General features: G+C 43.2%; 26 protein-coding genes. 16 read left to right on the top strand and 10 right to left on the bottom strand.

Annotation, left to right across the window (positions count from 1 at the left end; genetic code table 11):
- The first annotated feature begins 38 nt into the window (after positions 1-38).
- Positions 39-1,097, top strand: coding sequence for a thiamine-phosphate kinase (gene thiL / locus IE165_RS05330; RefSeq protein WP_189625559.1), 1,059 nt, complete (start codon positions 39-41; stop codon positions 1,095-1,097).
- 137 nt (positions 1,098-1,234) lie between these two features.
- Positions 1,235-3,163 carry an acetoacetate--CoA ligase gene (locus IE165_RS05325; RefSeq protein WP_189625558.1) on the top strand — a complete coding sequence of 643 codons (1,929 nt, stop codon included), beginning with the start codon at positions 1,235-1,237 and terminating at the stop codon, positions 3,161-3,163.
- Between the two features lie 17 nt (positions 3,164-3,180).
- Here IE165_RS05325 and IE165_RS05320 read toward each other — a convergent pair whose 3' ends face one another.
- Positions 3,181-4,788 (bottom strand): acyl-CoA carboxylase subunit beta, encoded by a 1,608-nt coding sequence (locus tag IE165_RS05320; protein ID WP_189625557.1) that lies wholly within the window; start codon positions 4,786-4,788, stop codon positions 3,181-3,183.
- Between the two features lie 124 nt (positions 4,789-4,912).
- Here IE165_RS05320 and IE165_RS05315 point away from each other — a divergent pair, with 124 nt between their 5' ends.
- The 3 genes from IE165_RS05315 to IE165_RS05305 are packed head-to-tail and all read left to right on the top strand — an operon-like array spanning position 4,913 to position 7,614.
- Positions 4,913-6,061 carry an acyl-CoA dehydrogenase family protein gene (locus IE165_RS05315; protein ID WP_189625556.1) on the top strand — a complete coding sequence of 383 codons (1,149 nt, stop codon included), beginning with the start codon at positions 4,913-4,915 and terminating at the stop codon, positions 6,059-6,061.
- Positions 6,054-6,911, top strand: coding sequence for a hydroxymethylglutaryl-CoA lyase-like TIM-barrel protein (locus tag IE165_RS05310; RefSeq protein ID WP_189625555.1), 858 nt, complete (start codon positions 6,054-6,056; stop codon positions 6,909-6,911). Before IE165_RS05315 ends, IE165_RS05310 begins: the two co-directional genes overlap by 8 nt.
- Positions 6,898-7,614 carry an enoyl-CoA hydratase/isomerase family protein gene (locus IE165_RS05305; protein ID WP_189625554.1) on the top strand — a complete coding sequence of 239 codons (717 nt, stop codon included), beginning with the start codon at positions 6,898-6,900 and terminating at the stop codon, positions 7,612-7,614. The genes IE165_RS05310 and IE165_RS05305 overlap by 14 nt, the downstream gene beginning before the upstream one ends.
- A gap of 142 nt (positions 7,615-7,756) precedes the next feature.
- Here the strand turns inward: IE165_RS05305 and IE165_RS05300 are convergent, their stop codons facing one another.
- Entirely contained in the window at positions 7,757-8,509 is a 753-nt protein-coding gene (locus IE165_RS05300; protein WP_189625553.1) for a segregation and condensation protein A, read from the bottom strand.
- A gap of 149 nt (positions 8,510-8,658) precedes the next feature.
- On the opposite strand from IE165_RS05300, the gene dxs reads away from it, so the two are divergent.
- Positions 8,659-10,587: a 1-deoxy-D-xylulose-5-phosphate synthase gene (gene dxs / locus IE165_RS05295; RefSeq protein ID WP_189625552.1), complete on the top strand. Its 1,929-nt coding sequence runs from the start codon at positions 8,659-8,661 to the stop codon at positions 10,585-10,587.
- A gap of 372 nt (positions 10,588-10,959) precedes the next feature.
- Positions 10,960-12,387, top strand: coding sequence for a chromosomal replication initiator protein DnaA (gene dnaA / locus IE165_RS05290; protein WP_133639911.1), 1,428 nt, complete (start codon positions 10,960-10,962; stop codon positions 12,385-12,387).
- 128 nt (positions 12,388-12,515) lie between these two features.
- On the opposite strand, the gene IE165_RS05285 is transcribed toward dnaA, so the two are convergent.
- The 6 genes from IE165_RS05285 to IE165_RS05260 all read right to left on the bottom strand — a co-directional run bounded on the left by IE165_RS05285 (position 12,516) and on the right by IE165_RS05260 (position 17,712).
- Complete coding sequence (locus tag IE165_RS05285) at positions 12,516-12,902, bottom strand: hypothetical protein (protein WP_189625551.1); 387 nt, start codon at positions 12,900-12,902, stop codon at positions 12,516-12,518.
- Between the two features lie 206 nt (positions 12,903-13,108).
- A complete protein-coding gene (locus tag IE165_RS05280; RefSeq protein ID WP_189625550.1) occupies positions 13,109-13,495 on the bottom strand; it encodes a hypothetical protein in 387 nt (128 codons plus the stop codon).
- Positions 13,496-13,595: 100 nt separating this feature from the next.
- Complete coding sequence (lpxK, locus tag IE165_RS05275; RefSeq protein WP_229826361.1) at positions 13,596-14,636, bottom strand: tetraacyldisaccharide 4'-kinase; 1,041 nt, start codon at positions 14,634-14,636, stop codon at positions 13,596-13,598.
- Positions 14,633-15,103, bottom strand: a complete 471-nt coding sequence (locus IE165_RS05270; protein ID WP_189625549.1) for a gliding motility lipoprotein GldH — start codon at positions 15,101-15,103, stop codon at positions 14,633-14,635. Before IE165_RS05270 ends, lpxK begins: the two co-directional genes overlap by 4 nt.
- Before the next feature lie 75 nt (positions 15,104-15,178).
- Positions 15,179-16,459 (bottom strand): PSP1 domain-containing protein, encoded by a 1,281-nt coding sequence (locus tag IE165_RS05265; RefSeq protein WP_229826360.1) that lies wholly within the window; start codon positions 16,457-16,459, stop codon positions 15,179-15,181.
- A gap of 110 nt (positions 16,460-16,569) precedes the next feature.
- Positions 16,570-17,712 (bottom strand): DNA polymerase III subunit, encoded by a 1,143-nt coding sequence (locus tag IE165_RS05260; protein WP_189625547.1) that lies wholly within the window; start codon positions 17,710-17,712, stop codon positions 16,570-16,572.
- A gap of 120 nt (positions 17,713-17,832) precedes the next feature.
- On the opposite strand from IE165_RS05260, the gene dnaN reads away from it, so the two are divergent.
- From dnaN to nadD, 6 genes are all read left to right on the top strand, one after another.
- Positions 17,833-18,954: a DNA polymerase III subunit beta gene (gene dnaN / locus IE165_RS05255; RefSeq protein WP_189625546.1), complete on the top strand. Its 1,122-nt coding sequence runs from the start codon at positions 17,833-17,835 to the stop codon at positions 18,952-18,954.
- A gap of 11 nt (positions 18,955-18,965) precedes the next feature.
- The gene (locus tag IE165_RS05250; protein WP_189625545.1) at positions 18,966-19,625 is read left to right on the top strand and encodes a DedA family protein; all 660 of its coding nucleotides are present in this window, start codon (positions 18,966-18,968) and stop codon (positions 19,623-19,625) included.
- 140 nt (positions 19,626-19,765) lie between these two features.
- Positions 19,766-20,347, top strand: a complete 582-nt coding sequence (locus tag IE165_RS05245; protein WP_189625544.1) for a CAP domain-containing protein — start codon at positions 19,766-19,768, stop codon at positions 20,345-20,347.
- A gap of 166 nt (positions 20,348-20,513) precedes the next feature.
- The gene (locus IE165_RS05240) at positions 20,514-21,389 is read left to right on the top strand and encodes a YicC/YloC family endoribonuclease (protein ID WP_189625543.1); all 876 of its coding nucleotides are present in this window, start codon (positions 20,514-20,516) and stop codon (positions 21,387-21,389) included.
- A gap of 2 nt (positions 21,390-21,391) precedes the next feature.
- Positions 21,392-21,961, top strand: coding sequence for a guanylate kinase (gmk, locus tag IE165_RS05235; RefSeq protein ID WP_189625542.1), 570 nt, complete (start codon positions 21,392-21,394; stop codon positions 21,959-21,961).
- Positions 21,962-21,973: 12 nt separating this feature from the next.
- The gene (gene nadD, locus IE165_RS05230; RefSeq protein ID WP_189625541.1) at positions 21,974-22,549 is read left to right on the top strand and encodes a nicotinate (nicotinamide) nucleotide adenylyltransferase; all 576 of its coding nucleotides are present in this window, start codon (positions 21,974-21,976) and stop codon (positions 22,547-22,549) included.
- A 38-nt stretch (positions 22,550-22,587) separates the two neighbouring features.
- Here nadD and IE165_RS05225 read toward each other — a convergent pair whose 3' ends face one another.
- The gene (locus tag IE165_RS05225) at positions 22,588-23,352 is read right to left on the bottom strand and encodes an SDR family oxidoreductase (RefSeq protein WP_189625669.1); all 765 of its coding nucleotides are present in this window, start codon (positions 23,350-23,352) and stop codon (positions 22,588-22,590) included.
- A 30-nt stretch (positions 23,353-23,382) separates the two neighbouring features.
- Positions 23,383-24,231, bottom strand: a complete 849-nt coding sequence (gene kduI / locus IE165_RS05220; RefSeq protein ID WP_189625540.1) for a 5-dehydro-4-deoxy-D-glucuronate isomerase — start codon at positions 24,229-24,231, stop codon at positions 23,383-23,385.
- A gap of 159 nt (positions 24,232-24,390) precedes the next feature.
- Between kduI and surE the strand changes: the two genes are divergently transcribed.
- The 3 genes from surE (at position 24,391) to IE165_RS05205 (ending at position 26,399) form a co-directional block, all read left to right on the top strand.
- Positions 24,391-25,179 carry a 5'/3'-nucleotidase SurE gene (gene surE, locus IE165_RS05215; protein ID WP_189625539.1) on the top strand — a complete coding sequence of 263 codons (789 nt, stop codon included), beginning with the start codon at positions 24,391-24,393 and terminating at the stop codon, positions 25,177-25,179.
- Positions 25,166-25,435, top strand: coding sequence for a hypothetical protein (locus tag IE165_RS05210; protein ID WP_189625538.1), 270 nt, complete (start codon positions 25,166-25,168; stop codon positions 25,433-25,435). The genes surE and IE165_RS05210 overlap by 14 nt, the downstream gene beginning before the upstream one ends.
- A gap of 88 nt (positions 25,436-25,523) precedes the next feature.
- Positions 25,524-26,399 (top strand): 1,4-dihydroxy-6-naphtoate synthase, encoded by an 876-nt coding sequence (locus IE165_RS05205; protein WP_189625537.1) that lies wholly within the window; start codon positions 25,524-25,526, stop codon positions 26,397-26,399.
- The last annotated feature ends 124 nt before the right edge of the window (positions 26,400-26,523 follow it).

The following is a 26,523-nucleotide window of genomic DNA, read 5'->3' as shown; positions in this document are numbered from 1 at the left end:
TGTGGCTTTCTGATTTTTTTACTTTTAATTTTTAACGCATGTTTGATAATAAGGAACGAACAAATATCAGCGAATTAGGTGAGTTTGGCTTAATTGATTATCTGACGAAAGCTGTTGAACTAAATGAACCCACCACCATAAAGGGGATTGGTGATGATGCAGCCGTGTTGGATTTTTCTACCAAACAAACGCTCATATCGACCGATTTATTGCTAGAGGGTATACATTTCGATCTCCGATATGTTCCACTTAAGCATTTGGGCTACAAGGCTGTTCAGGTTAACCTCAGTGATATTTATGCCATGAATGGGATAGCTTCTCAGATCACGTTTTCAATAGGTTTGTCTTCCAAATTTCCTTTGGAAGCGGTGGAGGAGATTTATGAAGGTGCTTTGATAGCCTGTAAGAAGTTCAAGGTAGATTTGATTGGTGGCGATACTTCAGCTTCTGCACAAGGTTTGGTTATATCCGTTACTAGTATTGGGTATGCAGATAAGGACAAGGTGGTCTATCGATCTGGGGCAAAAGAAGGCGATCTTCTTTGTGTGAGCGGTGATCTCGGGGGGGCATATGTGGGACTACAATTGTTGGAACGCGAGAAGCAAATTTTTCTGGAAAACCCAAATATACAGCCCGATCTAGAAGGGAAAGACTATATTGTAGAACGACAACTTAAACCTGAATCGCGTAAAGATGTGGTAGAGTTATTCGAAACCTACGGTATACAGCCCCATGCTATGATCGATGTATCGGACGGCTTAGCTTCAGAAATTCTACATATCTGTAAAGCGTCCCATGTCGGCTGCAAACTTTACGAAGAAAAGATACCAATCGATCCGATGACCTATGAAACAGCCCGCGAGTTTGGGCTTGATCCAACGGTGTGCGCGCTGAGCGGGGGCGAAGATTACGAACTGCTATTTACGGTGCCGCAGGATCAATATGATAAGGTAAAAAACCAATTGGATATTTCTATTATTGGATACATAACAGAAGAAGCTGCAGGATACGAAATGATATCAAAATCTGGACATGTGCATAATCTGAAAGCGCAGGGCTGGAATGCTTTTAAGCAGGATGAAGGCGGTAATGGTTGAATATTAAAATAAACTTTTGTTGCGCCCAATCTCTTACCGAGATTGGGCATTTTTTTTGTGATATCGCGAGGCTACTGTTTGATCCGTATTAAATCTTTTTTTATTATTTTAGCTGATGTAAACCATTTGTAAGCGCTATGCAAAATCCTTTGTGGAGTCCCTCCAAATCGTATCAGGAGCATTCTATTCTCGTTGACTATCAGAAATTTATCCGAAAGCACTTTGCAAAGGATACGCAATCCTACGCAGCGATGTACGATTGGTCTGTAAACTGTTTAGGCGATTTTTGGGAAAGCCTGCTACAATATTTCGATATCCGCTACAGTGGGAGCTATGACGAAGTGCTACAATGGGATAAAGCCTCCGCAGATTTCACCCGGGTAACGTGGTTTGATGGTATTTCGTTGAGCTATGCCGAGCATATTTTTAAGAACAAACCATTGGATGGTATAGCCTTGTATTACACGGATGAAAAGTATGGCTATCAGGAAATAAGCTGGTTAGAATTGCAGCATAAAGTTTCTGTTTTGCAGCAATATTTAAGCAAACATGGTATTCAACAAGGAGATCGTGTAGCCGCGGTGCTGACCAATAGTGTGGAAGCCGTAGCTATCTTTTTAGCTGTTAACTCCATCGGTGCTATTTGGTCTTGTTGTTCACCGGATTTCGGTGATAGAAGTATTGCAGAGCGGTTTTCACTTATTGAGCCTAAATTGCTTTTCATGGAAATGGAATACCGTTATCAAGGTAAAGATTATACAAAAGAGGATACTTTGCATGCCATTCTTCAGGCTGTTCCGAGTTTGGAAGCCCATATGCTGGTGAACAGTACAGACTGGCAGCAGTTGTTCGAACACTATCAACCTACCGATTTGATCTTCACGATGGTACCTTTCGATTTTCCAATATGGATACTGTATTCTTCTGGTACCACCGGAAAACCAAAGGCTATCACGCACCGTACCGGTGGAAATTTACTTGAACATCTGAAAGCTTTGGCCATTCACCAGAATGTGCAGACGGGCGAGAAATTCCTATGGTATACAACGACCGGATGGATGATGTGGAACTATGCGATGTCTAGCCTATTGTGCGGAGCGAGCCTTTGTTTGTTCAACGGGGCTATCACCGTCAATAACCATCTTGATTTCTGGAATTTTGTCAAGCGTGTTGGGGTGGATCACCTGGGTGCTGGCGCATCTTATTTTTCCGCGATACACGATCTCTATATTGTGGACTACCAGCCTAAAGTAATTGGTTCTACCGGATCGCCGCTCCCGATATCCACTTTCGAAAATTTGCAGGCTAAATTTCCCGATGCTCAGATTATTTCACTGAGCGGTGGTACAGACGTGTGTAGTGCTTTCCTTTCCGGATGTCCCGTTTTGCCTGTGTATGCGGGAAAAATTCAGTGTAGGACGCTAGGGTCTGCTATCGTTGCACTGAACGAAGAAGGACAGGAAGTATACAACGAAGTAGGGGAGCTTACCATAACCAAGCCCATGCCTTCTATGCCTATATTTTTCTGGAATGATCCCGGTCATAGTAGGTATAGAGAGAGTTATTTTGCGTTGCGCCCCGGAAAATGGAGTCATGGCGATTGGATCGCTATAGAGGATACTACGGGAGCTGTTACCATGTATGGTCGTTCTGATGCCACATTAAACCGCGGAGGCGTACGCATAGGCACCGCGGAAATTTACAATGCTGTGCAAACCGTAATGCACGTACTTGACAGTCTTGTGATCAGCACCGATGAGGTAGGTGGCGGCTCGCGCATGCTGCTATTTTTACAGCTGGAAGAAGGGTACATGGTAGCCGATGTGGAGCGTGTTGTGAAAGAAGCTATTCGAACACAATACAGTGCTAGACATGTGCCCGATCTCTTTTTTCAAGTACCCGAAATTCCTTATACCTTGAGTGGCAAAAAGCTTGAAATACCAGTAAAGAAGATATTTTCTGGTAAGCCATTGGCGGATGTCGTTTCCAGCGATATCATGAAAAATCCTGATAGTATGCATGCTTTCGCAAGCCTATATAGCAATTGGATTGCTGCTGCACGTTGAGCATTTCGTACAAAAAATTATACCTGAATCACGCCTACATTGTAGCGTTGTATTTCCGGATTTTGATTTGCGGCTTCTATGCCCAAGGAGATAATGCCCCTTGTTTCACGTGGATCGATTACACCATCTACCCATAACCGCGCGGCGGCATAATACGGACTAAGTTGGGCGTTATATTGCTCTTCGATGGTAGATAAACGTTTTTTTCGTGCTTCGTCGTCTAGGTTTATTCCCTTGCTTTTCATTGCTGCATCATCTATCTGTAACAGCGTTTTTCCGGCAGAGGCGCCACTCATTACCGCCATCTGTGCCGTAGGCCAAGCATAGATAAGCCGCGGATCATACGCTTTCCCGCACATAGCATAGTTTCCGGCACCATAGCTGTTGCCCACAATGAAGGTAAACTTAGGGACCACGGAGTTAGCCATAGCATTCACCATCTTTGCTCCATCCTTGATAATGCCCCCATGCTCCGACCGGGAACCAACCATAAAACCCGTGACATCTTGCAAGAAAACCAAGGGTATGCGCTGCTGATTACAGTTCATGATGAAGCGGGCAGCCTTGTCTGCTGAATCCGAATAAATAACACCCCCCATCTGCATTTCATTGGCATTTCCAGCTTTCTTAGCTTTTACCATCTCCCGTTGATTGGCCACAATGCCTACAGCCCAACCATCGATACGCGCCAACGTACAAATGATCGTTTTCCCGTAATCTCTCTTGTATTCTTCCATGGATCCAGCATCAACCAGTGCTTTCAGAATTTCCCGCATATCATACGGTTTTAATCGATCAGCAGGCAGGTAGGTTGGGATAAAATCATGTCCGTAAGCAGGCTCTACAGGAGCTATCCTTGAATAGTTTGCTTTTGGCTGATCGCCAAACTTATCCACAATGTTCCGAATCGCTTGTAGGCAGCTTTCATCATCGGGATATTTATTATCCGTCACCCCCGATATCTCACAATGTGTTTGAGCACCACCCAACGTTTCGTTGTCAATGACTTCGCCAATTGACGACTTTACCAAGTAGGAACCTGCTAGAAATACCGAGCCAGTGCCTTCAACGATAAGCGCATAGTCAGACATGATCGGTAGATAAGCGCCGCCTGCTACACAAGACCCCATAATAGCCGAAATTTGTGGTATGCCCATCGATGATAGTTTTGCATTGTTGCGGAAAACGCGCCCGAAATGTTCCTTATCGGGAAATATCTCTTCCTGCATCGGAAGATAAACGCCTGCCGAATCTACAAGATAGACAATGGGAATTCTATTCTCCATAGCTATTTCCTGCGCACGCAACGTCTTCTTGGCAGTAATAGGAAACCAGGCACCGGCTTTCACGGTAGCATCATTGGATACAATTACGCACAATTTTTGAGAAACATGACCGATCACCACCGCGACGCCACCGTTTGGACATCCTCCATGTTCGGCATAAAGACCTTCTCCGGCAAACTTTCCTACCTCGACATATGGCGTATCGGGATCCAACAACAAAAACACGCGTTCCCAGGCTGTCAATTTTCCTTTTTCTTTTAATTTTTGAATTTTATCTAGGCCTCCACCTAAATGAAGCTTTTCGGTCTTGCTTTTCAGCATCTGTAACAATTCCTGCATAGTCGGCTATAAATTAAGAAATTATCAATTTACAAAAGGTTAACGTGAATTAAATTACTATAATTTTAAAATATCAAATTTATTTTATACATTTCGTAAATCCACTATAAACTTACAAAATATTATGTTACATATCTATGAAAATGAACAATTAGCTTTGGTACGGGAAAGTGCTAGGCAATTTGCGATTGATTTTATCAAACCGTATGTGATGGATTGGGATGAACGGCAGTATTTTCCCTTGGAGCTTTTCAAAAAACTCGGGGAGTACGGGTTTATGGGCGTATTGGTGCCGGAGCAATACCATGGTTCAGGTCTTGGGTATCAAGAATACATAACCATCTTGGATGAAATATCACAGGTTTGCGGATCAATAGGTCTTTCTGTTGCTGCACATAATTCTTTGTGCACCAACCATATTCTTTCTTTTGCAAATGAAGCCCAAAAGGAAAAGTACCTGCCTAAACTAGCTACTGCAGAGTGGCTTGGTGCTTGGGGACTCACAGAAACCGGATCCGGTTCAGATGCCGGGGGCTTGTCAACAACTGCAGTTAGAGAGGGCGATTATTATATTATCAACGGATCCAAAACGTTTATCACCCACGCTATTAGCGGAGACGTAGCTGTAGTTATGGTCCGTACGGGAGCTAAAGGTGATAAAAAAGGTGTTACGGCATTTATCATAGAGAAAGGTACGCCGGGCTTTTCTTCGGGAAAAAAATTGGATAAGTTAGGTATGCGGGCTTCGGAAACGGCGAGTTTGTTTTTTGACAATTGTAAAGTGCATCAAGATCAGGTTATCGGTAACGAAGGTGATGGTTTTGTCCAAGCCCTCAAGTTGCTAGACGGGGGACGTATTTCTATAGCTGCCCTTTCATTGGGAATAGCGCGTGGCGCCTATCTATCGGCACTTCGTTATGCCAATGAGCGCGAGCAGTTCAACCAAAAAATTTATGATTTTCAAGCGGTGGGTTTCAGTATAGCTGATCTGGCAACTAAAATAGAGGCCTCAGAGCTTTTGGTGAGACAGGCTGGACAGTTGAAGAATGAAGGAAAAAAAGTAACGAAAGAAAGTGCGATGGCCAAACTCTATGCGTCGGAAGTTGCCGTTGAAGTGGCTAACGAAAGTGTGCAGATACATGGAGGCTATGGTTTTACAAAGGATTATCCCGCAGAAAAGTTTTTCCGCGATGCTAAATTGTGCACCATTGGAGAAGGAACGAGTGCGATACAGAAAATGGTAATAGCCAGGGAGATCAGAAAAGATGCCTAACGAACCGAATACCGTATTGGTGGACTGTCCTAGGGATGCCATACAAGGAATTAAGACTTTTATACCCACTGAAAAAAAGATAGCCTACATCAACAGCTTGCTTCAGCGTGATCTCTTTGGTTATATTGATTTCGGGAGTTTTGTGTCGCCAAAAGCTGTACCGCAGTTGGCAGACACAGCGTCGGTTTTGGAGGGACTGGAAAATAAGGGAAGTACAAAATTAATAGCTATCATTGCTAATGAAAAGGGAGCAGTGCGTGGACGAGAATTTAGTCAAATAGATTATTTGGGTTTTCCTTTCTCTATGTCGGATACTTTTCAACGACGGAATACGAACCGGTCCATCGAAGAAGCTTACGAATCTATTTTGGCTTGCCAGGATATACTTTCAAAGGGTTCTGTTGAGCTAATGATCTACTTATCCATGGCATTCGGAAATCCTTACGGGGATCACTGGCATCCAGATATTGTATTGGAGTGGGTAGAAAGATTAGTAGGTATTGGCATACGTAAATTTTCTATTGCTGACACGACTTCCTCGGCGACCGCAGAGCGCATCAGGCAACTTTTTTCCTTGCTTTATCGCGAATATCCGGATATCGAGTGGAGCATACATTTACACAGTAGAACAGCGGGTGCCTTGGAAAAGGTGGATGCTGCTTATTCAGTGGGTTGTAGAATATTTGAAGGTGCCGTAATGGGTTATGGTGGATGTCCGTTCGCGCAGGATGACTTGGTCGGAAATATACCTACAGAGCTGCTGTTGAGACGATTTAAGGGGATCGATGATGCTGTAACCCAAGATCTGAAGGAAAACTTTCAAAAGCTGATTAAAAATGTCGACATATAACTATATTAAAGCAACGGTTGACGACCATGTCTTTACGCTAACCTTGGCTCGTCCAGAAAAGAGGAATGCCTTTACCCCCACTATGGTCAATGAGATTGCGCATGCCTTGGCTGATGCGGCGAACGACCATAAGATACGATTGGTGCTGTTTCGGGCGGAAGGTCCGGTATTTTGTGCAGGGATGGATCTCAAGGTATTTAACAACCCATCATTGGATACGCTTAACCCGGCAATCAAGAATAAGAATATATCTTTGGGCGAAGTGATGGATAGCTTTCATAAGCCGACCGTCGCCGTGGTCGAGGGTGATGTGATTGCCGGCGCTTTTTTATTGCTATTGGGCTGCACGTATGTATTGGCTGCGCCCCAAGTACGTTTCCGCTTGCCTGAACTGGCGTTAGGCATATTCCCTTTTCAGGTGATGGCCGGTTTGCTTAAAGTAATGCCCGAAAAGAAAGTCCTGCAACTCTGCCTTGATACAGACTATTTTTCGGTAGAACAGGCAATGGCCTATGGTATAGTCGATGACTTGCTTACTGATGCACGATTGACCGATCTGAAAGCAAGATTCAATGAAGTGGACGTGGAGGCATTAAAAACTGGTATCCAAGCCTTGCGAGCACTTCCAGCTGTGCCTGCTGATCAACATTTTGCTTTCTTGAAAGATTGCTTAGAAAGATTACGGGATAATTCTAAAATTTAAAAACATACCATTATCGTTTACATTACTTTATCCATCTGAAATATCAATATGGTCCCAGACACTTACAGCCGTGTGGGAGCGACGGCATCTCAGATAGTAGCGTTGTTTTTAAGGCAACGGTACGATATATCGGCTATTATTTTTAATTGAGATCGGATCTTTTTTCTATCCAAAAATTATTGTAACCCGTCCCAATTTGTATTTCCAACAACCGCTGCTGTAGCATTTCCAGCATGGCCAAGAAATTATAGACAAATTGCACCTTGTTTTCTGAGTGGCTACGCATCTGTTGAAAATCAAGCTTGTTGTTGATCTCGATCAGTTCAGCAATAGCCCGTTTCTGTTGTTCTATGGTATAAGGATATTTGACAACCGTATGCGTAACTTCTTGTATACGGTGTTTATAGTTGAACATCAGTTTTTCGTAAACAACCATCAGTTTGTATAGGTCAAAGGCGTCCAGTTGTTCTTCTGTATTATCCTTGTTGCGCGCCAATTTGTTATCGAAGGTGGTATTGCCTCGGTGGTGCAGGCGACCACGGGTTTCCTCTAGCCGGCGTAAATCTTCGCATATTTCCTTGAACTGTTTATACAGGATAAGCTTTTGGGTAAGTTCTTTCTTTAGGTCTATTTCGTTTTCCGCTTCATCTAGCTCAGGCCGCGGCAGCAACATTTTCGCTTTAATACGCATCAAGGTCGATGCTACGAAGATAAATTCGCTGGCCAGCTCGATGTTCAGCGACTGCATTTTTTTTATAAAATCCAGAAAATCATCTGTTATTTTAGAAATGGGAATATCATGGATGTTCAATTCGTCCCTTTCAATAAAGAACAAAAGAAGGTCAAATGGGCCTTCAAATTGCGCTAACCTTATTTCGTAACCTGCTGTCTGCATATTCTGTTCAAAAATAACGATTTGGTTACGAATATGGCGGCATAATTTTTGAACATCCCAAGCAACGCTAAACTTTTATTTGGATTTATTGTTCTGTAGTTTAGTGAATAAGTTGTTAATTTGTAACTTATCTATAGACAAAAAAAGATATGCAGGTAGAGGCAGGCCCACTGTTACAGCAAATAAACTATCCCGATGATCTACGGAAATTGCAACCCGCAGAATTGGAGAAGGTTTGCGATGAGTTAAGGCAGTTTATCATCGATATGGTGTCGGTCAATGGTGGACACTTTGCAGCCAGTTTGGGCGTGGTCGAATTGACAGTCGCTTTGCACTATGCTTTGCAAACACCATATGATCAAATAATTTTTGATGTAGGGCATCAGGCCTACGGGCATAAAATCCTTACCGGAAGGCGCGAGGTGTTTCATACCAACCGCATTTTTGGCGGAATATCGGGATTTCCCAAACGTGGCGAAAGCGAATATGATACATTTGGCGTTGGCCACTCTTCCACATCTATCTCTGCTGCACTGGGAATGGCAGTAGCGTCTGAATATAAAGGAGAGAAAGATCGACAGCATGTAGCCATCATAGGGGATGGTGCGCTAACAGGAGGAATGGCCTTTGAGGCGTTAAACCATGCGGGAATAGAAAAATCAAATCTCTTGGTTATTCTCAACGATAACTGCATGTCTATAGACCCCAATGTGGGGGCAATGAAAGAATATTTGACCAGTATAACGACATCCAAAAGCTATAATAAATTTAGAGACGACCTGATCGCCGTATTGGCCAAGATATCTAAAAACGGGCCGGATGCTTATGGATGGGCCAAAAAATTGGAACAAAGTATTAAAGGTACGTTATTGAAAAATGCCAACTTATTCGAATCGTTGAATTTTCGCTACTTCGGGCCTGTTGATGGACACGATGTCGTTAAGCTGGCTAAAACGATCGAAGATCTTAGACATATTCCCGGACCTAAACTGCTGCATGCGGTTACGGTAAAAGGAAAAGGATATGCGTTGGCAGAAAAGGATCAAACGAAATGGCACGCTCCAGGTTTGTTTGACAAAATAACGGGCGAGATAAAAAAGAGTGTCGTTGATAAACCACAGCCTCCAAAATATCAAGATGTTTTCGGATATACCTTGGTCGAATTGGCTACGGATAACGATAAAATTATGGGGGTTACGCCGGCAATGCCTTCTGGCTCTTCCATGAATATTATGATGAAAGCGATGCCCAATAGAGCGTTCGATGTGGGTATTGCTGAACAGCATGCGGTAACCTTCAGTGCAGGGCTAGCCACGCAAGGGATGGTTCCGTTCTGCAATATTTATTCATCCTTTATGCAAAGGGCATACGATCAGGTTATCCACGACGTCGCGTTACAGAAACTCAACGTAGTTCTTTGTTTGGATAGGGCAGGTTTGGTCGGTGCAGACGGACCTACACATCATGGAGCCTACGATATTGCTTTTATGCGATGTATTCCGAATATGGTCGTATCGGCGCCGATGAATGAAGAAGAGTTGCGTAATTTGATGTACACCGCACAACTACCAAACAAAGGGCCTTTCGTTATCCGCTATCCGCGAGGTAGCGGGGTTATGTCTGATTGGAAAAGACCTTTTACCGAAATAGCCGTTGGAAAGGGAAGAAAGATACACGACGGTGAGGAGTTAGCAATCTTGAGTTTCGGAGCAATAGGCAATGAAGTGACCAAAGCAATACGATTACTCAATCAAGATGGTATTTATCCGGCACACTACGACCTACGTTTTGCAAAGCCATTAGATGAAGCGCTATTGCATGAAGTGTTCAATCATTACAGCAAAGTGATAACGGTAGAAGATGGAGCACTGATGGGTGGAATTGGATCGGCCATCCTGGAATTTATGGCAGACCATTGTTACAATGCTCAGGTTGTACGTCTAGGGATAGGCGATGAAGTGGTAGAACATGGCGAACAGGCAGAGCTCTGGAAATTGTGTCAATATGACGCCATTTCTATTGTATCCGCTTCCAAGCGGCTCGCTACATCAATCAAAACGGACGCGATGGTTTCCTAAGCAGTTGAAAGTAAAAAATATAGCAGGAAGATTTAACAAATCTTCCTTTTTTTTTCGATTTAAAAACCCGTATATTTAAAAACGAAGAGCAGTCAATAGTTTTCCACATCGACGAGCGCCAAGTTATATTTAGACCATACAAAAGCAGCGTTTTTTTACCGTGTTCAGGTTGTGTTGAAAACTAATATGTAGACTTTTCTTTAGCAAAAAAATGCCTATGAAATATACTTAAGTTACTGATTAATAGTCTGTTTTTGTTTTTTTGATATTTTAGTTTTTTAGCTCATTTTTTTTTGTCATCTTCGTCTTAAGTGAAAGTTTTAAACAACAATTTTGTCAAATATTGGTTTTCAAGTTATTAACAATTTAAGAATGGAAAAAACGTGTACAAGTGTCTGGAATAGCTGTCTACAAATCATAAAAGACAATATTCCTGCGCAAAGTTTCAAGACCTGGTTTGAACCCGTTAAAGCGGTTGGTCTTAATGGAAACGTTTTGACTATTCAGGTGCCTTCTGTATTTTTCTACGAATGGTTGGAAGAACATTATGTAGGTATTCTCCGCAAAACCATTAAGAAATTTTTAGGTGAGCAAGGGCGTTTGGAATACAATATCATTGTAGACAAATCATCTGCCAATACGCCTTATACCACTAATATTCCTTCCAATGGCAATGGTGCGGAGGGGAAAAAGCAATCTATTCCTGTTCCGGTTGCTTTGAACAAGAATATCAAAAATCCTTTTGTTATTCCAGGATTGAAAAAGCTACAGGTCGATCCCCAGCTTAACCATCATTACACTTTCGACAACTTTATCGAGGGAGAATGTAATCGGTTGGCGCGTTCGGCAGGTTTTGCTGTAGCAAACAAACCAGGTGGAACATCTTTCAACCCATTGATGGTCTATGGTGATGTAGGGTTGGGAAAAACCCATTTAGCGCAAGCTATCGGCAATGAAATTAAAAGAAATCTTCCCGACAAACTGGTGATTTATGTTTCTTGTGAGAAGTTTTGTCAGCAATTCGTTGATTCTTTAAAGAACAACACGATCAATGACTTTGTAAACTTTTACCAAGCAATGGATGTCATCATCATGGACGATGTACACAATTTTGCGGGCAAAGAAAAAACGCAAGATATCTTCTTCCACATCTTTAATCATCTACATCAATCGGGAAAACAGATCATCCTCACTTCGGATAAAGCTCCTAAAGATCTTTCCGGGCTGGAGGAACGCTTGTTGAGTCGTTTCAAATGGGGTTTGTCTGCAGATATCCAAATTCCTGATCTAGAAACCAGAATGGCTATCTTGAAGAAAAAAATGTATTCCGATGGTATAGAGTTGCCAGAGAATGTCATGGAATATGTCGCAACACAAATTGACAATAGTGTGCGCGAGCTTGAAGGTGCAATGGTTTCACTTTTAGCACAATCTACTTTAAACCGCAAAGAGATCGATTTAAATTTGGCCAAATCTATGTTGAAGAACTTTGTGAAGAATACGCACAAAGAGATATCCATGGAGTATATCCAAAAATTGGTTTGTGAGTATTTTGAAGTTCCTGTGGAAATGGTGAAATCTAAAGTGCGTAAACGCGAAATTGTCCAGGCTCGTCAAATCTCTATGTATCTTGCGAAGAACCATACGAAGTCGTCGCTAAAGTCTATTGGCAGCTTCTTCGGCGGGCGTGATCATTCAACGGTAATTTATGCCTGCCAAACGGTCGAGGATTTAATAGAAACCGACAAAAAATTTAAAACGTACGTGCAGGATATCCAAAAGAAATTAAAAACTTCCTAAAGATTTACTTTCAATCTTTGTATGTTAAAATGCGAAATCATAAACGATTTCGCATTTTTTTGTTTACCTGAGCGTACTATTGTTACGATTTAATAATGCTAGCGCTGGTAAACGTGTAGTAATATACCTTATAGCTCAGGCTGCGTGGGCTGTTCTGGGATTTCTACGGGAATGGGCGCTGTCTCCTTAGGTCGCTCGGAAATTAACTTCTCAAAAACAGGTTTCTGCTCGTCAGAGAGTTTTTCTGCTACCTGTGCATCTGTTGTTGCCTGTATTTTGTGAAGGGATTCCACTAAGACTTCTGGCGATAACGTAGCATCTTCTTTAACGGCGGCTTTCGCTTTGGCACCTTCCCAAACGATTTGTAAAACGCTGGTTTGCTGATCCTCTGTTAATGTCAACTTTTCGGTGAGAACTGCTACTTCTTGTTTGGCTGCTTCTTCGGGATTGCTCTGTGCAAAAGACATCGTAATTGCAAATAATAAACCGATACCTGTTAAAATGATCTTTTTCATGACAATACAATTTTGTTTTTAAACTATTAATAATTATTCCTTTTGATATAATAACAGCAATAAGTATGCATTTATTGTCTGAATTGTATCATGTATGTTACAATTTAACATTCATTAACGCTGTGGTCGTATTAAACGGTTTGGCAAAACAAAAAAGCGCAGAAAATTTCCTGCGCCAATTGATATTTTAGTATATTGGTATGATGTTATTGGTTTTGTCTCGGTCGTCTTTGCGACCATTGCCGGCTTAATTCATCATATTTCTTTGCTTGGTCCTCATTGAGAAATTGTTTTATTTTAATCGCGTATTGCTCACGTGAGGACTGCATAGATGTGCGTAACTTCTCCCGATCACTTCCAGCCGCGCTAAACAGTTGTTTTTCATGCTGCGCCTGCGCAAATACCTGTTTGTAAATAGAGTCTTGTTGACCTTTATCCAGTTGCAACTGCTCGGTCAATCGCGCTACGGTATTTTTTGCACGGTCTGCTGGATTCATATTTTGCATATTGCCACGACCTTGTCGTTCTTGTGCATAGCTGCTCACGCCGATTAATAGCATGCAGCCAATCAAGAGTTTCTTTAGATTTTTCATTCCTTCATCAACTTTGTTTGTATAAAAGTAATGGAATAACTGTTAACTTGCTTATAGCTAGGTTTTTATTTAGGGTAATTTAACGTCTATTAATATTCATTTACATTTCGCTTACACGAAATGCTTTTCTCACTATGTTTTCAAAAATAGGCGCTTCCCCAAAGAGGATTTGGGGTTGTATAGGAATGAAATAAATTGGATATCGGGCTGAAAAGCTGGAAGGGAAACGTTGCATATCCTTTTCCGTGGTAATGATGATTTTTTTATCGTCGGATATTTTGGTCCATTCTTTCCCGATGTAATCAAGATCTTTGGCGGAAAAGTCATGATGGTCGTTATAGCTTATTTGACGCAACTCTTTCACTTTTGGGAGGAGATATTCTGTTAGCGGCTGCGGATTTGCAATTCCGGTAACTAAGAGCACGCATGTATTCGGTAATGACGTCTTCGGAAAGGCTTTACCGGCAGGATTTATCACGTTGTCGTAGGCTATTTTGGCAAAGAAAATATCGGCTTGCGAGAACGCACGAAGCTTTTCTGTCAACTTAGATTTCATCGCGAGATCCAGATCTTCCGGACACTTTGTTACTACGATACAATTCGCCCGATTGCTTTCTTGCAAACCATCCCGAAAAGATCCTGTGGGGAGTGGAAAGCGCGCTGTCAAAAGGGAACGGTAATCAAATAGTAAGATGGAGAAGCTCGGTTTCAATGCACGATGTTGGTAGGCATCATCCAAAAGGATAGCCGCGCAACGTGTGAGCAACTGTTGTATACCTTTTACACGATTTTCGCAAACTACGACTGTTGTTTCTGGAAACTTACGCTTGATCTGTAGCGGCTCATCGCCACTTTCGTCTGCTACATCAGTTACGGATACTTCACGAAAGCCTTTTGTTTTACGGCCATAGCCACGGCTCAACACCCCGACATTGCTTAGCGGCAAAACGATACGCAAAACATATTCCGTCATGGGGCTTTTTCCGGTACCGCCAACGGCCAAATTACCGATTACGACAACAGGAAACTTGAAGTAGGTACTTTTCAGCAGATTAAGGTCATACATGCGGTTACGCAACCACATCATTCCTGCGTAAAGGAAGGATACCGGCAGCAGTAACCAACGGATTAATCGGATCATGGCTTTTTAACAACCGTGATACCTACGTCGGTGATATTCCGAAGGGGATTTTCTCGCATATTTTGCTCAATGGCAAAATGGTAAATACCCGTATCCGGAAATTGATAGGCATCCTTTACCAAAAGTTGATTAACGTATAGGCTTCCTGCACTTTTACCGGTCCATCGTCCGTCTAGTTCAGCAAGTTTTATTTCGTACCGGTGGGAGGTGTCGGATAGCAATGGGCCTTTTTCATGTAACAGGAAAAAAAGATTAGCATATCGGTAATCGTTATCATGCCTGATGTTTACCCAGATATCATAATGTGCGCTTGCATCCGTTACATGAACATCAAATCTCGGTATATCACTATAACTCCAGCTATGGTTTAATATACTTTCGTTGCGCTGAAAAACAGCAGACTCGTTACATGCATCACATAGAAAGAGAATGGATAAAAAAAGAAGTCGTACCGAAAGATCTTTCATAATGAATGTCTAGGACCAAACAACTAAAAACCACAGCAGATGTGCAGTACCCTTAAGATACTGCACCCGTATAAGTTAAGAATTGCCACTTGTATTTTTATTGTTTTCTGAACTTCTGTTCTTGTTTCTGTTTTTATTGCGGTTGAATTTTCTTTTAGGCTTATTTGCAGCCTCAGCGTCGTCTGCTTGCGGCACCCTTTTTGGGGCGGCAGCTGGTCGAGCATCCTTACTTTCCGTTTTTTTGGATTCAGCGCGTTTTTGCTCTGGGGCCTTGTTTTCTGCAGCCGTTTCTCTTTTTCCCTTCGGTTTCTTGCGTTTTTTACGTTTGTTTTTATCGTCGAGCCGTGTCAGGGAATCTTGGCCGACGACATTTTCATAATCATAAGATACCGGTTTTTGCACCTCTTCCGGCTCAAAATTTACTGTCAAATCTTGCGACTTGCGTCCCTCTCTGTTCATTTCGGCGTATTCCTTGACTTGACGAACATCGAGCGGTATCCAATTTTCTGCGCCAGGATATGCATACCACATCACCTTTTTAAAGATATCGGTTTTCTGCAGGTAGGCAATACCCACTTCGGTATCAAGGCGTTCCACATTTGTCGGGATATCTCGCAAAGCGTCCATGTAGCTATCTAGCTCGTAATTGAGGCAGCATTTTAGTTTCCCGCATTGCCCAGCAAGTTTCAGGGTATTGAGCGACAAGTTTTGATAGCGTGCAGCGGAAGTGGAAACCGTTTTGAAATCGGTGAGCCAAGTGGAGCAGCAAAGCTCACGTCCACAGGATCCGATGCCGCCCAAACGACTTGCTTCTTGCCGCATTCCGATTTGCCGCATCTCGATACGGATACGGAAAGCTTCTGCCATGCGTTTTATCAGCTCCCTGAAGTCTACGCGCCCTTCCGCAGTGTAGTAGAAAGTGGCCTTGGTCTTATCGCCCTGATAATCCACATCGGATATTTTCATGGACAAGCCAAGTTCTAGCGCGAGGTTCCGGGCCCGATGCATGGTCTCCCACTCCAGATCCTTTGCGGCATGATACTTCTGCACGTCAGCATCATTCGCTTTGCGGTAGATCTTTTTCAGCACGGCTTCTGCTTTTACGTTGCTCTTTTTTAATTGCAAACGCACCAGCTCGCCGGTAAGCGAAACGTGGCCAATATCGAAACCGCCGGTAGAGGGTTCGACAGCGACCATCTCGCCCATCTCCAAATAAAGATTATCCGTATTGATATAGAAATCTTTACGCGATCCTTTAAATCTTACTTCAACAATATTAAATGGTTTATAATTTGATGGCAAATCCATATCGGAAAGCCAATCGTAAACGTCTAATTTATTACATCCGCTAGTCATGCAAGAGCCGTTATTTTGGCACCCTGCAGGGGTTTTTCCAGCAACAGTTGTTGTACTACTGCCGCACCCACCTCCGGATGAGCAACTGCCACATCCCATATTTTCTTTTTTTATATATATTGAGTCCCTTTTGGGAACGTTTGGTATTTAAATATTAAAACTAATTGCAAAGATAAATCTAAAAATAATATTTTAGGATTTGCATTGCGTTCTACCTTATAATATGTTTTTTCCAATAATCCGACAGCATTTTCCAACTGCGCACCACTAAAATTGGCACTGAATTTTTCGACAAAATCCAACTCCAGCCCCTGCAGAAGAACGAGCTGCCGCAGCTCTTGCTGTACAAGGATAATTTGTCGCAACATATTAATGGCATAAAGTAAGAAATTTTTCTGATTCTCACGCCCTAATTTTGGAAAGTCTTCCTCACAAAAACGAATAATATGAAGCCCCGAGTCCGTGACAACGAACCGCAACCACTGGATAAGAAGCTCGAAATAAGGATTTTCCTCTTTCGCCAGCAGATTAATTGCCGCCTGTACGTTACCGTCGGCAATAAGCGAAATTTCATTTGCTCGTTGGGCATCTACCTGTAGCTGAGTGACGAGGTATTCCCTCACCCTATCGTGGTCCAGCTTGGCTACTTTGACCAGCTGAGTCCGGGAAATAATGGTATTTAAAATACGATCCTGATTTTCAGCGACCAAAAGGAAAAGCGTTTTTTCCGGCGGTTCTTCGATCAGTTTAAGCAATGCATTGCCTTGAACATCCAAAAATTCCGGAAGCCACATAATAAGAACCTTATAATCTGCCTCAAAAGCCTTCAAGCTAAGCTTTTTTATAATATTGTGCGCTTCCGCAATGTTGATGTTCGCCTGTTTGTTTTCTGCGTCCAAGTTATGCCGCCAAAAGTCAAGCCCCATATACGGATTGGAACGAAAAGCTTTCCGCCATAGCTCGAGGTAGGTTTCTGAGACATCCTCTTTTCCTTTTGCAAAGAAGGGGTAGGAAAAATGTAAATCTGGGTGAATCAGCTTTTGGTATTTGTTGCAAGAACTACACACTCCGCAACTATCATCGATCTGCTTATTTTCGCAGTTAATAAATTGCGCGTAAGCTACTGCAAGCGCCAAGCTTCCCGAGCCTTCAGGTCCTAGGAAAAGCTGAGCATGACTCACCCGGTTGTCCTTCACCGTGTGTAGCAAATGCTTCTTTACCTCCTCTTGGCCTATGATCTCTTTGAACTGCATATATTGATTGTACAAATGTACTAATTAATTAATTTGTGATAGGAATTAAGACACATTGTGTTTATAAAATGTAGATTCTTTTCTGTAATATTGCATATAAAAATCTATAAAATTCAGGAAATGAGATTTATTGTATCCACTTCAATTTTATTAAAACAATTACAGGCAATTAGCGGGGCTTCGAGTAGTAGTACGGTTCTTCCCATCCTAGAAAATTTCTTGTTCGAAATCAAAGACAATCTCTTAACGATTTCGGCGACTGATCTACAAACGAGTATGGTGACATCCTTACAGATCGAAGCCAAAGAAGAGGGACGTGTAGCTATGCCGTCTAAAATATTGATCGAAACATTGAAGACTCTTCCTGATCAGCCCGTAGCTTTTTCTGTCGATACCAGTACCTTGGCTATTGAAATCAGCGCCGGCGACGGGAAATATAAATTGAGTGGCGAAAACGCAGATGACTTTCCGAAAATTCCCGTAGTGGATAATGTCGCTACCGTTACATTGGGGGCGTCTATCCTTTCGGAGGCTATTAATAAAACAATTTTTGCGGTTAGCAACGACGAGCTTCGTCCGGCCATGTCTGGGGTACTGGTTCAGCTGGCAGAGCAGGGAATTACTTTTGTATCTACCGATGCACACAAATTAGTTCGCTATCGCCGCACCGATGTTAGTTCCGAAAAACCGACGTCGCTGATCCTGCCGAAAAAAGCATTGACTTTATTGAAATCGTCTTTGCCCTCGGACGATACCGTAGTTTCCATCGAGTATAACAATACCAACGCATTCTTTCAATTCGCAAATATCCATTTGATCTGTCGTTTAATCGACGAGCGTTACCCAGACTATGAGGCGGTTATACCACAGGTGAATCCAAATAAATTAACGGTAGATCGTTTATTGTTTCTAAACACCCTTCGTCGCGTGGTTATATTTGCAAATAAGACGACGCATCAGGTAAGGTTAAAGATTTCAGGAAGCGAACTTCATATCTCTGCAGAAGATTTGGATTTCTCCAATGAGGCGCACGAACGCTTGAGCTGCCAGTTTGAAGGACAGGATATGGAAATAGGTTTTAATGCCAAGTTTCTAGTAGAGATGTTGAATAACTTGAGCGCTAGCGAAGTGGTCATCGAAATGAGCACACCAAATAGGGCAGGTTTATTGATTCCTGCAATCAAAGAAGATAATGAGGATATTTTGATGCTCGTTATGCCGGTTATGTTGAACAATATCTAACCCCTCCTATTGTGGATGTTATTTATGCAGTCATTGATTTCATCTTACATATAGATGATCATTTGGCAACACTTATTACCGAGTATCATTATTGGGTGTACCTGATCTTGTTTCTAATTATTTTCGTAGAGACCGGTTTGGTCATTATGCCCTTTCTGCCGGGAGATTCCCTTCTTTTTGCTACGGGGATGTTTGCTGCCCAAGGGATGTTGGATATTTGGACCAGTATTGTCTTAATGTTGGTTGCCGCTGTGCTAGGTGATGCCTGCAATTACCTTATTGGTAAATATGCGGGGGATAAATTTGTGAAGCTTCGGCTCTTTGGCAAGCAATTGGTCAAGCCGGAATATATTGTAAAGACACATGGATTCTACGCAAAACACGGTCCGCAAACCATTATTATAGCACGTTTTGTGCCTATTGTCCGTACGTTTGCTCCATTCGTTGCTGGTGTCGGAAAAATGAAATATGCCATCTTCTTGACCTATAATCTTGTGGGCGGTGTACTATGGGTTGTAGGTATTACCTTGGCGGGTTATTTCCTCGGTAATATTCCATGGATACGCGATAATTTCGAAAAAGTAGTTATCGGGATTATTTTGGTATCTATACTGCCCATCATATTTGGGCTTATTAAAGAAAAAATAAGTGCTAAAAAGGAAGTTATTTAAATAGCTTCCTTTTATAAATATATGTTCTGCTGATTACTGACGTCTTATCCTTTGATGTGCATCTTTAGCGACCAATCAGTCGAATACCGACGTTAAACATTCCAGAGATTTCCTAGTCTATTCTGTAAAGAACATCTCGTATGCGTATTTGCTCTATACTCGTTTTTCTATTCTTTAACGCCGCGCTGTATGGACAGCGCATGAAGGTGTCCGTTGATCGTACAACAGCCAAAGAGGCCTATACATACTTGCTTGATTTTAGGGAAGACCCAAAGGCGATGATGCGTGCATTGGGGGTGCATTTTGATCACTCAAAGGTTTCGAAGGTAAGACTTCGTTGGAACAAGGAACTAGCCAGGGCCGCCGAGCTGCGAGCGCGGGACATGGCCGAACGAAACTATTTCGATCACAGTAATCCTGAAGGCGTTGGCCCAAACCATATTATTGTGCAGGCAGGCTATTCGTTGAACAGCGACTGGCTGAAGAAACGGACAGCTAATAATTTCGAGTCCATCGCTGCTAATCATCCCACAGCAGTGGAGGGCATGAAAGCTTTCATTATTGGCAAAGGGTCGCCAGGCTTTATGCATCGTAAGCACGTACTCGGCATGGACGATTGGAATGGATCGCTTCAGGATATTGGGATAGGGTTCGTAAGGGTGCCAGCTGGTGCGGCCTACAAGACCTATATGAGTGTGATCATAGCCAAGCACGATTGGTAGCATGGAGTTGCAAGATCGGTGACAGATCATTTCTGTAGCATCTTCATGCGTCATTATTTTTGTGAGCGAGTATAATCCTCTGTATTGGTATTTTTCTTGGAACACGAATATTTGACATTTACCGTTCAATTTCTGCAATTTAATTTCACTTTTCATACCTTTGCGTATGATAAAATCCATGACAGGGTATGGTATTGGTTTCCAAGAGAATGGGAAGGTTAAATATACCGTCGAAATAAAATCCCTGAATTCCAAATTTCTAGAAGTGAACCTTCGCTTGCCGAAGGTGGTTTCCGACAAAGAGTTTGCTTTACGATCTGAGTCGAGTAAGCTGATCGAGCGCGGCAAAGTGAATATCATGGTGACCGTGGAATATGCTGATCAAACTGCAAAAGCATCGTCCATAAATGCTAGCTTATTGACCAAATACTACAATCAACTGCAGGAAATCGCTTTTCAAGTAGGTGCGAAAGACGCTTCACTTTTTGAAATGGCACTGAATATGCCGGAGGTGGTGACCTCGAATGAAGATGTGGTCGATGAGGAGGAAGGAAAAATTCTGATGGATGCTTATCACATTGCCATAGATCAATTTAATCGATTCAGACAGGACGAGGGACAAATCCTCAAAGAAGATCTAGAATCGCGCGTACAGATGATCCTTTCCTACCTAAAACAGGTGGAGGGAACGGAGGGTTCTCGTATTCCGCTGATCCGCGAACGCATCAGCCACTACTTGGACGAGGCTGTGGGAAAAGAACATGTGGATATGAATCGCTTTGAGCAGGAACTTATTTTCTATATCGATAAGCTGGACATCACCGAAGAGAAGGTTCGTCTGCGCAGCCATTGCCATTACTTTATCGATGGCTTAAATGCTTCGGATTCCAACGGAAAGAAACTGGGCTTTATTTCCCAAGAGATGGGGCGCGAAATCAATACCTTGGGTTCGAAAGCAAATGATGCTGGCATTCAGCAAATCGTGGTGCGGATGAAAGAGGAATTGGAAAAAATAAAAGAACAACTGCTTAACGTATTATAGGAATGAGCGGCAAATTAATCATCTTTTCCGCGCCATCCGGAGCAGGAAAAACAACGATCGTTAAAAGACTTTTGGAGAAACATGGCGATAAGATTGTCTTTTCGATATCCGCCAGTACGCGAGCTCCTCGTGGCGCGGAAGTCAACGGCAAGGACTATTATTTTATAAGTAAGGAGGATTTTTTACATAAAATCGCAAAACACGAATTTATCGAGTTCGAGGAGGTGTATGCAGGAACATTTTATGGCACACTGCGAAAGGAAGTGGAACGCATTTGGGCAGAAGGCAAATCGGTGATATTCGATATCGATGTGGTGGGCGGGTTGCGCCTGAAATCCAAGTTTCCCGAACAAGCTTTGGCTATTTTCGTGAATCCTCCATCACTGGATGTGCTGAAAGAGCGTTTGACAGGCCGTGGTACCGATTCGGAAGAGAAGTTGCAAGAACGTTTTGCGAAAGCAGAAACCGAGCTTAGCTACGCCAATAAGTTTGATGTCGTGCTCAATAATTTTGACCTGGATACAGCCTGTGATGAAGCAGAACAACTGGTGGTAGATTTTCTGAATAAGTAAAATGGATAAGGTATGGCGAAGATAGGTCTATTTTTTGGTTCTTTTAATCCCATTCATGTGGGACATTTGATCATCGCCAAATATATGTGCAACTTTACAGAGCTCGACGAGGTTTGGTTCGTCGTCTCTCCGCAGAATCCATTTAAAGAAAAAAAAAGCCTAGGTAATATGTACGATCGGCTGGAAATGGTCAATTTGGCGCTAGAAGGGGAGGATAATCTCCGCGCTTCGGATATTGAGTTTAGTCTTCCACAACCGTCCTATACCATCGACACGCTGGCACACTTAAGGGAAAGATTCCCCAACAAGGAATTTATGCTCATTATGGGAGAGGACAACCTGCAGGGTTTTTCTAAGTGGAAGAATGCCGATGTGATCTTGCGGGATTATAAGTTGATTGTGTACCCGCGGCCAGGCTATGATGCAGGAAAATACAAAAGCCATCCTTCGGTTATCATGACCGAAACACCCATGATGGAATTATCATCTACCTTTCTGCGAAAATGCATTAAAGAGAAAAAGGATATTCGGTATTACACGGTCGATAAGGTGCGCGACTTTATCGATAAGAAGGGCTTGTATGCTTAAATAAAAGTGGGGACGAGAACGCTCCCACTTTTATTAGTTTATCGACCCATCCATCCACCATCAACAGTGAGGATGGTACCGTGTACATAATCGGAGGCATCAGACGCCAAAAATACGGCTGGCCCTTTAAAATCTTCGGGTTGGCCCCAGCGTGCGGCCGGAATGCGGGATAAAATGGACGCCGAACGTTCTGGGTCGTCTCGCAGAGCTTCGGTATTGTCCGTGGCGATATAGCCCGGCGCGATAGCATTGACATTAACGCCTTTGCTGGCCCACTCGTTTGCGAAAGCCTTAGTCAATGAGCCGATCGCTCCTTTGGAAGCTGCATAGCCCGGTACATTGATACCGCCTTGGAATGTCAATAGCGAAGCCGTGAACACGATTTTACCCGTTCCGCGTGAAAGCATCTCTTTCCCTATTTCGCGTGTCAGTATGAATTGCGCATTCTGATTGATTTCAATGACCTCATCCCACATCTCATCTGGATGTTCTGCAGCAGGTTTACGCAAGATATTGCCGGCATTGTTGAAGAGGATATCGATAACTGGGTGGTCTCTCTTCACCTGTTCAATAAAAGCATACAGGGATTTTCTGTCCGAGAAATTGCATTGGTAAGGGTAGAAGTTTCTGCCTAGTGCTTTTACGGAATCCGCTACTTTGGAATGCTCGAGTTCCAATGATGCCGAAACGGCGATGATATCTGCGCCAGCTTCGGCCAAGGCCTCCGCTAAAGCCTTTCCAATACCTCTTTTGCAGCCCGTAACCAAGGCTACTTTACCCGTGAGGTCGAATTTATGTAGTATAGACATGTTGTATATAAAGCTGTATGGTAATTAACGTAAGTCGGTGATGGCACATTTATCCATATCGTCATAGTCCAGGTTTTCGCCGGCCATGCCCCAAATAAAGGTGTAGTTGCTGGTGCCTGCGCCCGAGTGGATCGACCAGGGGGGCGAGATAACCGCTTGCTCGTTTTGCATCCAAATGTGTCGTGTTTCGTCAATGGGGCCCATGAAATGGGAAACCGCTTGTGCCTCCGGCACCTCGAAATAGAAATATACTTCCATGCGTCGATCATGCGTATGCGACGGCATGGTATTCCACACCGAGCCCGGTTTAAGTTCCGTCATACCCATTTGCAACTGGCAGGTGTCTACCACTTTGTTCAGCAACATTTGGTTGATGGTGCGGTGGTTTGCGGTTTCCAATGAGCCCAGTTCAATTTTATTGGCGTCGGCTTTCGTAACGCGCCTGGTCGGATAGCTCTGGTGTGCGGGGGTAGAATTAAGATAAAATTTAGCCGGATTAGCCGAATCAGTGCTGCTAAAGAATACTTCCTTCGCGCCTTTACCGATGTATAAGGCCTCTTTGTGGTTGACGTCAAACGAAGTGCCGTCCACCTCAATTTTTCCGTCGCCGCCAACGTTGATAATGCCCAGCTCCCGTCGCGACAAAAAGTAAGGCTCTTTCAACAATTCGTCGATCGTTTCCAGTTGTAGACGACCTTGAACAGGCATTGCGCCCCCCGCCATATAGCGATCATAGTGCGTATAAACAAAGTGTATCTTATCCGCTGAAAACAGTTTTTCGATAAGAAAATTTTCGCGAAGACCTTTCGTATCCAGTGTTTTGGTTTCGTTGGGGCCAATAGCGTAACGACTTTCGAAAATGGTATGACTCATAATACGTATTTAATAAACAAAGATTGATAATCTTTCTAAGTTAGTGCTTAATGTTGAGTTGCACTAGCGCAATCTTCGGAAACGTTGCCATTTCATACAGCCTTTGTAACTCTTTTAGTAATTAAGGGAATCATGGTGCTTTTTTCATAAATTCGCAATATGACGAAGAAGAAACCGACAATTTTGGTGGTCAATGATGATGGCATCACAGCGCCCGGCATCAAAGTATTGCTGGAGGAAATGCAGCAAATAGGTCATGTCGTCGTTGTGGCTCCGGATAGCCCACAGTCTGGAATGGGGCATGCCATTACGATCGGCAGGCCCTTGCGGTTAGACAAAATCGACCTGTACGACGGTGTCGAAATGTATAAATGCTCCGGCACTCCGGTGGATTGTGTCAAATTGGCTGTGAATAAGATATTTAAAGGCAAGAAGCCTGATCTCTGTGTTTCGGGTGTAAACCATGGGCTCAACTATTCCATTAATGTGCTGTATTCCGGGACGATGTCTGCGGCTGTGGAGGGCGCTATCGAGGGAATCCCATCGATTGGGTTTTCGTTGGACGATTTTTCACATCACGCGGATTTTTCACACTGCAGGCCCTATATACGTGCCATTTCTCAGCAAGTACTTAAAAACGGGTTGCAAAAAGCAACGTTGCTTAATGTTAACTTCCCACACATCAGCCAAGATATCAAAGGCATAAAAATATGCAGGCAGGCTACGGCCAAGTGGTTTGAAGAATTTGATGAACGCTTGGATCCCTATCAGCGCGAATATTTCTGGATGACAGGAAAATTCCAGCTGCTCGATAAAGGTGAAGATACGGATGTTTACGCGTTGAGTAAGGGGTATGTTTCCGTCGTGCCAACGCAATTTGATATGACGGCGCACCATGCGATCACGGAGCTAAATTCGTGGACTTTTGACGTAGATGATGCCGAATAGTTTTATTGTAGGGGTGGGCATTGGCGCTATTGCCCCGATCATAGCCTTTCTTTTGACAAATTATACGGCCTTGGTTGCGCATTATTTTCCAACCAAACCTATCGTATTGTATATGCTTGCTTTTGGCATAAACCTGATCTTGGTGCGTGTGTTTTTTCGGAAGGAAATCCCGCGGGATCAGGTGGCAAAAGGCATAGTATTAACGACATTTCTAGGGCTGTTGTTAATCCTGTATTTTTTTAAACTGAATCTGTAGCTTGGAATAGCATGCTGTTGGGGTGCTAACGATCAGCTATTTTTTCGGCATCTCCAGCTAATCGTTGAATATGGAAAAAAGAAAGAGCATGAAATTAACATTGGGTTTTTCCCCTTGCCCAAACGACACATTTATTTTTGATGCGTTGGTGCACCATAAGATCGATACCCTCGGGCTAGCGTTCGAAACGGAATATCACGATGTGGAAACGTTGAACGAAAAAGCTTTTCGTGCAGAGTTAGACATCACCAAGCTCAGTTACCATGCGTTTGCTTACGCAACAAAAGACTATGAGCTGTTGGACGCTGGTAGTGCGCTTGGATTCGGTGTAGGACCGTTGCTGATCGCCAAAGATGAAAAGCTCGCAGCACGATTGCAAACCGTACTTGAGGCGAAGGCCGAATGGAAGGCGGATGACACCAAGTTAAGGGTTGGTATTCCTGGCAAATATACGACGGCCAATTTTCTGCTGAGCTTGGCATTGCCAACGTTACAAGATAAGGTCGCGTTGGTGTTCTCGGATATCGAACAAGCCCTACTCGACGAGCAAATCGATTTAGGGCTCATTATCCACGAAAACAGGTTTACCTACCAGGATAAGGGCCTGCACAAAGTGGTAGATCTAGGTGACTATTGGGAACGCAGTACCGGTAGCCCTATTCCTTTGGGCGGGATCGTGGTCAAACGCAGTCTCGACCCTCAGCTCAAGCTGCGCATCAACGAACTTATTCGCGCGAGTGTGCAATATGCCTTCCAAAACCCAAAGTCAAGCGCGGACTATATCCGATCGCATGCACAAGAGATGGAAGAGGAGGTCATGTATAAACATATCGAACTCTATGTAAACCGTTATTCGGAGCATTTGGGTGAAGATGGTCGTCGGGCTATCCAGCAGATGTTTGATAAAGCAATGGATCTAAAGATTATACCGATGGCCCCTCGGTCGCTTTTCCTAACCACCTAGCCATTTGTTAGGGAAACCTCAGGCATGAGGTAGGCGTAACGATGCGCGATGGAAAGGAGATGTTTTAAGGGATCAAATACGGGGTAACAAAGCAAAAAAATAACTTGTATTGCTGTTAGTTATC

It is taken from the genome of Sphingobacterium griseoflavum, from assembly GCF_014653155.1.
Classification (GTDB): domain Bacteria; phylum Bacteroidota; class Bacteroidia; order Sphingobacteriales; family Sphingobacteriaceae; genus Sphingobacterium; species Sphingobacterium griseoflavum.
This window is presented reverse-complemented; position numbering and strand designations above follow the sequence as displayed.

What these genes read in the sequence shown, in the direction of transcription:
- thiL (WP_189625559.1), top strand. Translation starts at nt 39, where the DNA reads ATGTTTGATAATAAGGAACGAACAAATATCAGCGAATTAGGTGAGTTT.
- IE165_RS05325 (WP_189625558.1), top strand. Translation starts at nt 1,235, where the DNA reads ATGCAAAATCCTTTGTGGAGTCCCTCCAAATCGTATCAGGAGCATTCT.
- IE165_RS05320 (WP_189625557.1), bottom strand. Translation starts at nt 4,788, where the DNA reads ATGCAGGAATTGTTACAGATGCTGAAAAGCAAGACCGAAAAGCTTCAT.
- IE165_RS05315 (WP_189625556.1), top strand. Translation starts at nt 4,913, where the DNA reads ATGTTACATATCTATGAAAATGAACAATTAGCTTTGGTACGGGAAAGT.
- IE165_RS05310 (WP_189625555.1), top strand. Translation starts at nt 6,054, where the DNA reads ATGCCTAACGAACCGAATACCGTATTGGTGGACTGTCCTAGGGATGCC.
- IE165_RS05305 (WP_189625554.1), top strand. Translation starts at nt 6,898, where the DNA reads ATGTCGACATATAACTATATTAAAGCAACGGTTGACGACCATGTCTTT.
- IE165_RS05300 (WP_189625553.1), bottom strand. Translation starts at nt 8,509, where the DNA reads ATGCAGACAGCAGGTTACGAAATAAGGTTAGCGCAATTTGAAGGCCCA.
- dxs (WP_189625552.1), top strand. Translation starts at nt 8,659, where the DNA reads ATGCAGGTAGAGGCAGGCCCACTGTTACAGCAAATAAACTATCCCGAT.
- dnaA (WP_133639911.1), top strand. Translation starts at nt 10,960, where the DNA reads ATGGAAAAAACGTGTACAAGTGTCTGGAATAGCTGTCTACAAATCATA.
- IE165_RS05285 (WP_189625551.1), bottom strand. Translation starts at nt 12,902, where the DNA reads ATGAAAAAGATCATTTTAACAGGTATCGGTTTATTATTTGCAATTACG.
- IE165_RS05280 (WP_189625550.1), bottom strand. Translation starts at nt 13,495, where the DNA reads ATGAAAAATCTAAAGAAACTCTTGATTGGCTGCATGCTATTAATCGGC.
- lpxK (WP_229826361.1), bottom strand. Translation starts at nt 14,636, where the DNA reads ATGATCCGATTAATCCGTTGGTTACTGCTGCCGGTATCCTTCCTTTAC.
- IE165_RS05270 (WP_189625549.1), bottom strand. Translation starts at nt 15,103, where the DNA reads ATGAAAGATCTTTCGGTACGACTTCTTTTTTTATCCATTCTCTTTCTA.
- IE165_RS05265 (WP_229826360.1), bottom strand. Translation starts at nt 16,459, where the DNA reads ATGACTAGCGGATGTAATAAATTAGACGTTTACGATTGGCTTTCCGAT.
- IE165_RS05260 (WP_189625547.1), bottom strand. Translation starts at nt 17,712, where the DNA reads ATGCAGTTCAAAGAGATCATAGGCCAAGAGGAGGTAAAGAAGCATTTG.
- dnaN (WP_189625546.1), top strand. Translation starts at nt 17,833, where the DNA reads ATGAGATTTATTGTATCCACTTCAATTTTATTAAAACAATTACAGGCA.
- IE165_RS05245 (WP_189625544.1), top strand. Translation starts at nt 19,766, where the DNA reads ATGCGTATTTGCTCTATACTCGTTTTTCTATTCTTTAACGCCGCGCTG.
- IE165_RS05240 (WP_189625543.1), top strand. Translation starts at nt 20,514, where the DNA reads ATGATAAAATCCATGACAGGGTATGGTATTGGTTTCCAAGAGAATGGG.
- gmk (WP_189625542.1), top strand. Translation starts at nt 21,392, where the DNA reads ATGAGCGGCAAATTAATCATCTTTTCCGCGCCATCCGGAGCAGGAAAA.
- nadD (WP_189625541.1), top strand. Translation starts at nt 21,974, where the DNA reads ATGGCGAAGATAGGTCTATTTTTTGGTTCTTTTAATCCCATTCATGTG.
- kduI (WP_189625540.1), bottom strand. Translation starts at nt 24,231, where the DNA reads ATGAGTCATACCATTTTCGAAAGTCGTTACGCTATTGGCCCCAACGAA.
- surE (WP_189625539.1), top strand. Translation starts at nt 24,391, where the DNA reads ATGACGAAGAAGAAACCGACAATTTTGGTGGTCAATGATGATGGCATC.
- IE165_RS05210 (WP_189625538.1), top strand. Translation starts at nt 25,166, where the DNA reads ATGATGCCGAATAGTTTTATTGTAGGGGTGGGCATTGGCGCTATTGCC.
- IE165_RS05205 (WP_189625537.1), top strand. Translation starts at nt 25,524, where the DNA reads ATGAAATTAACATTGGGTTTTTCCCCTTGCCCAAACGACACATTTATT.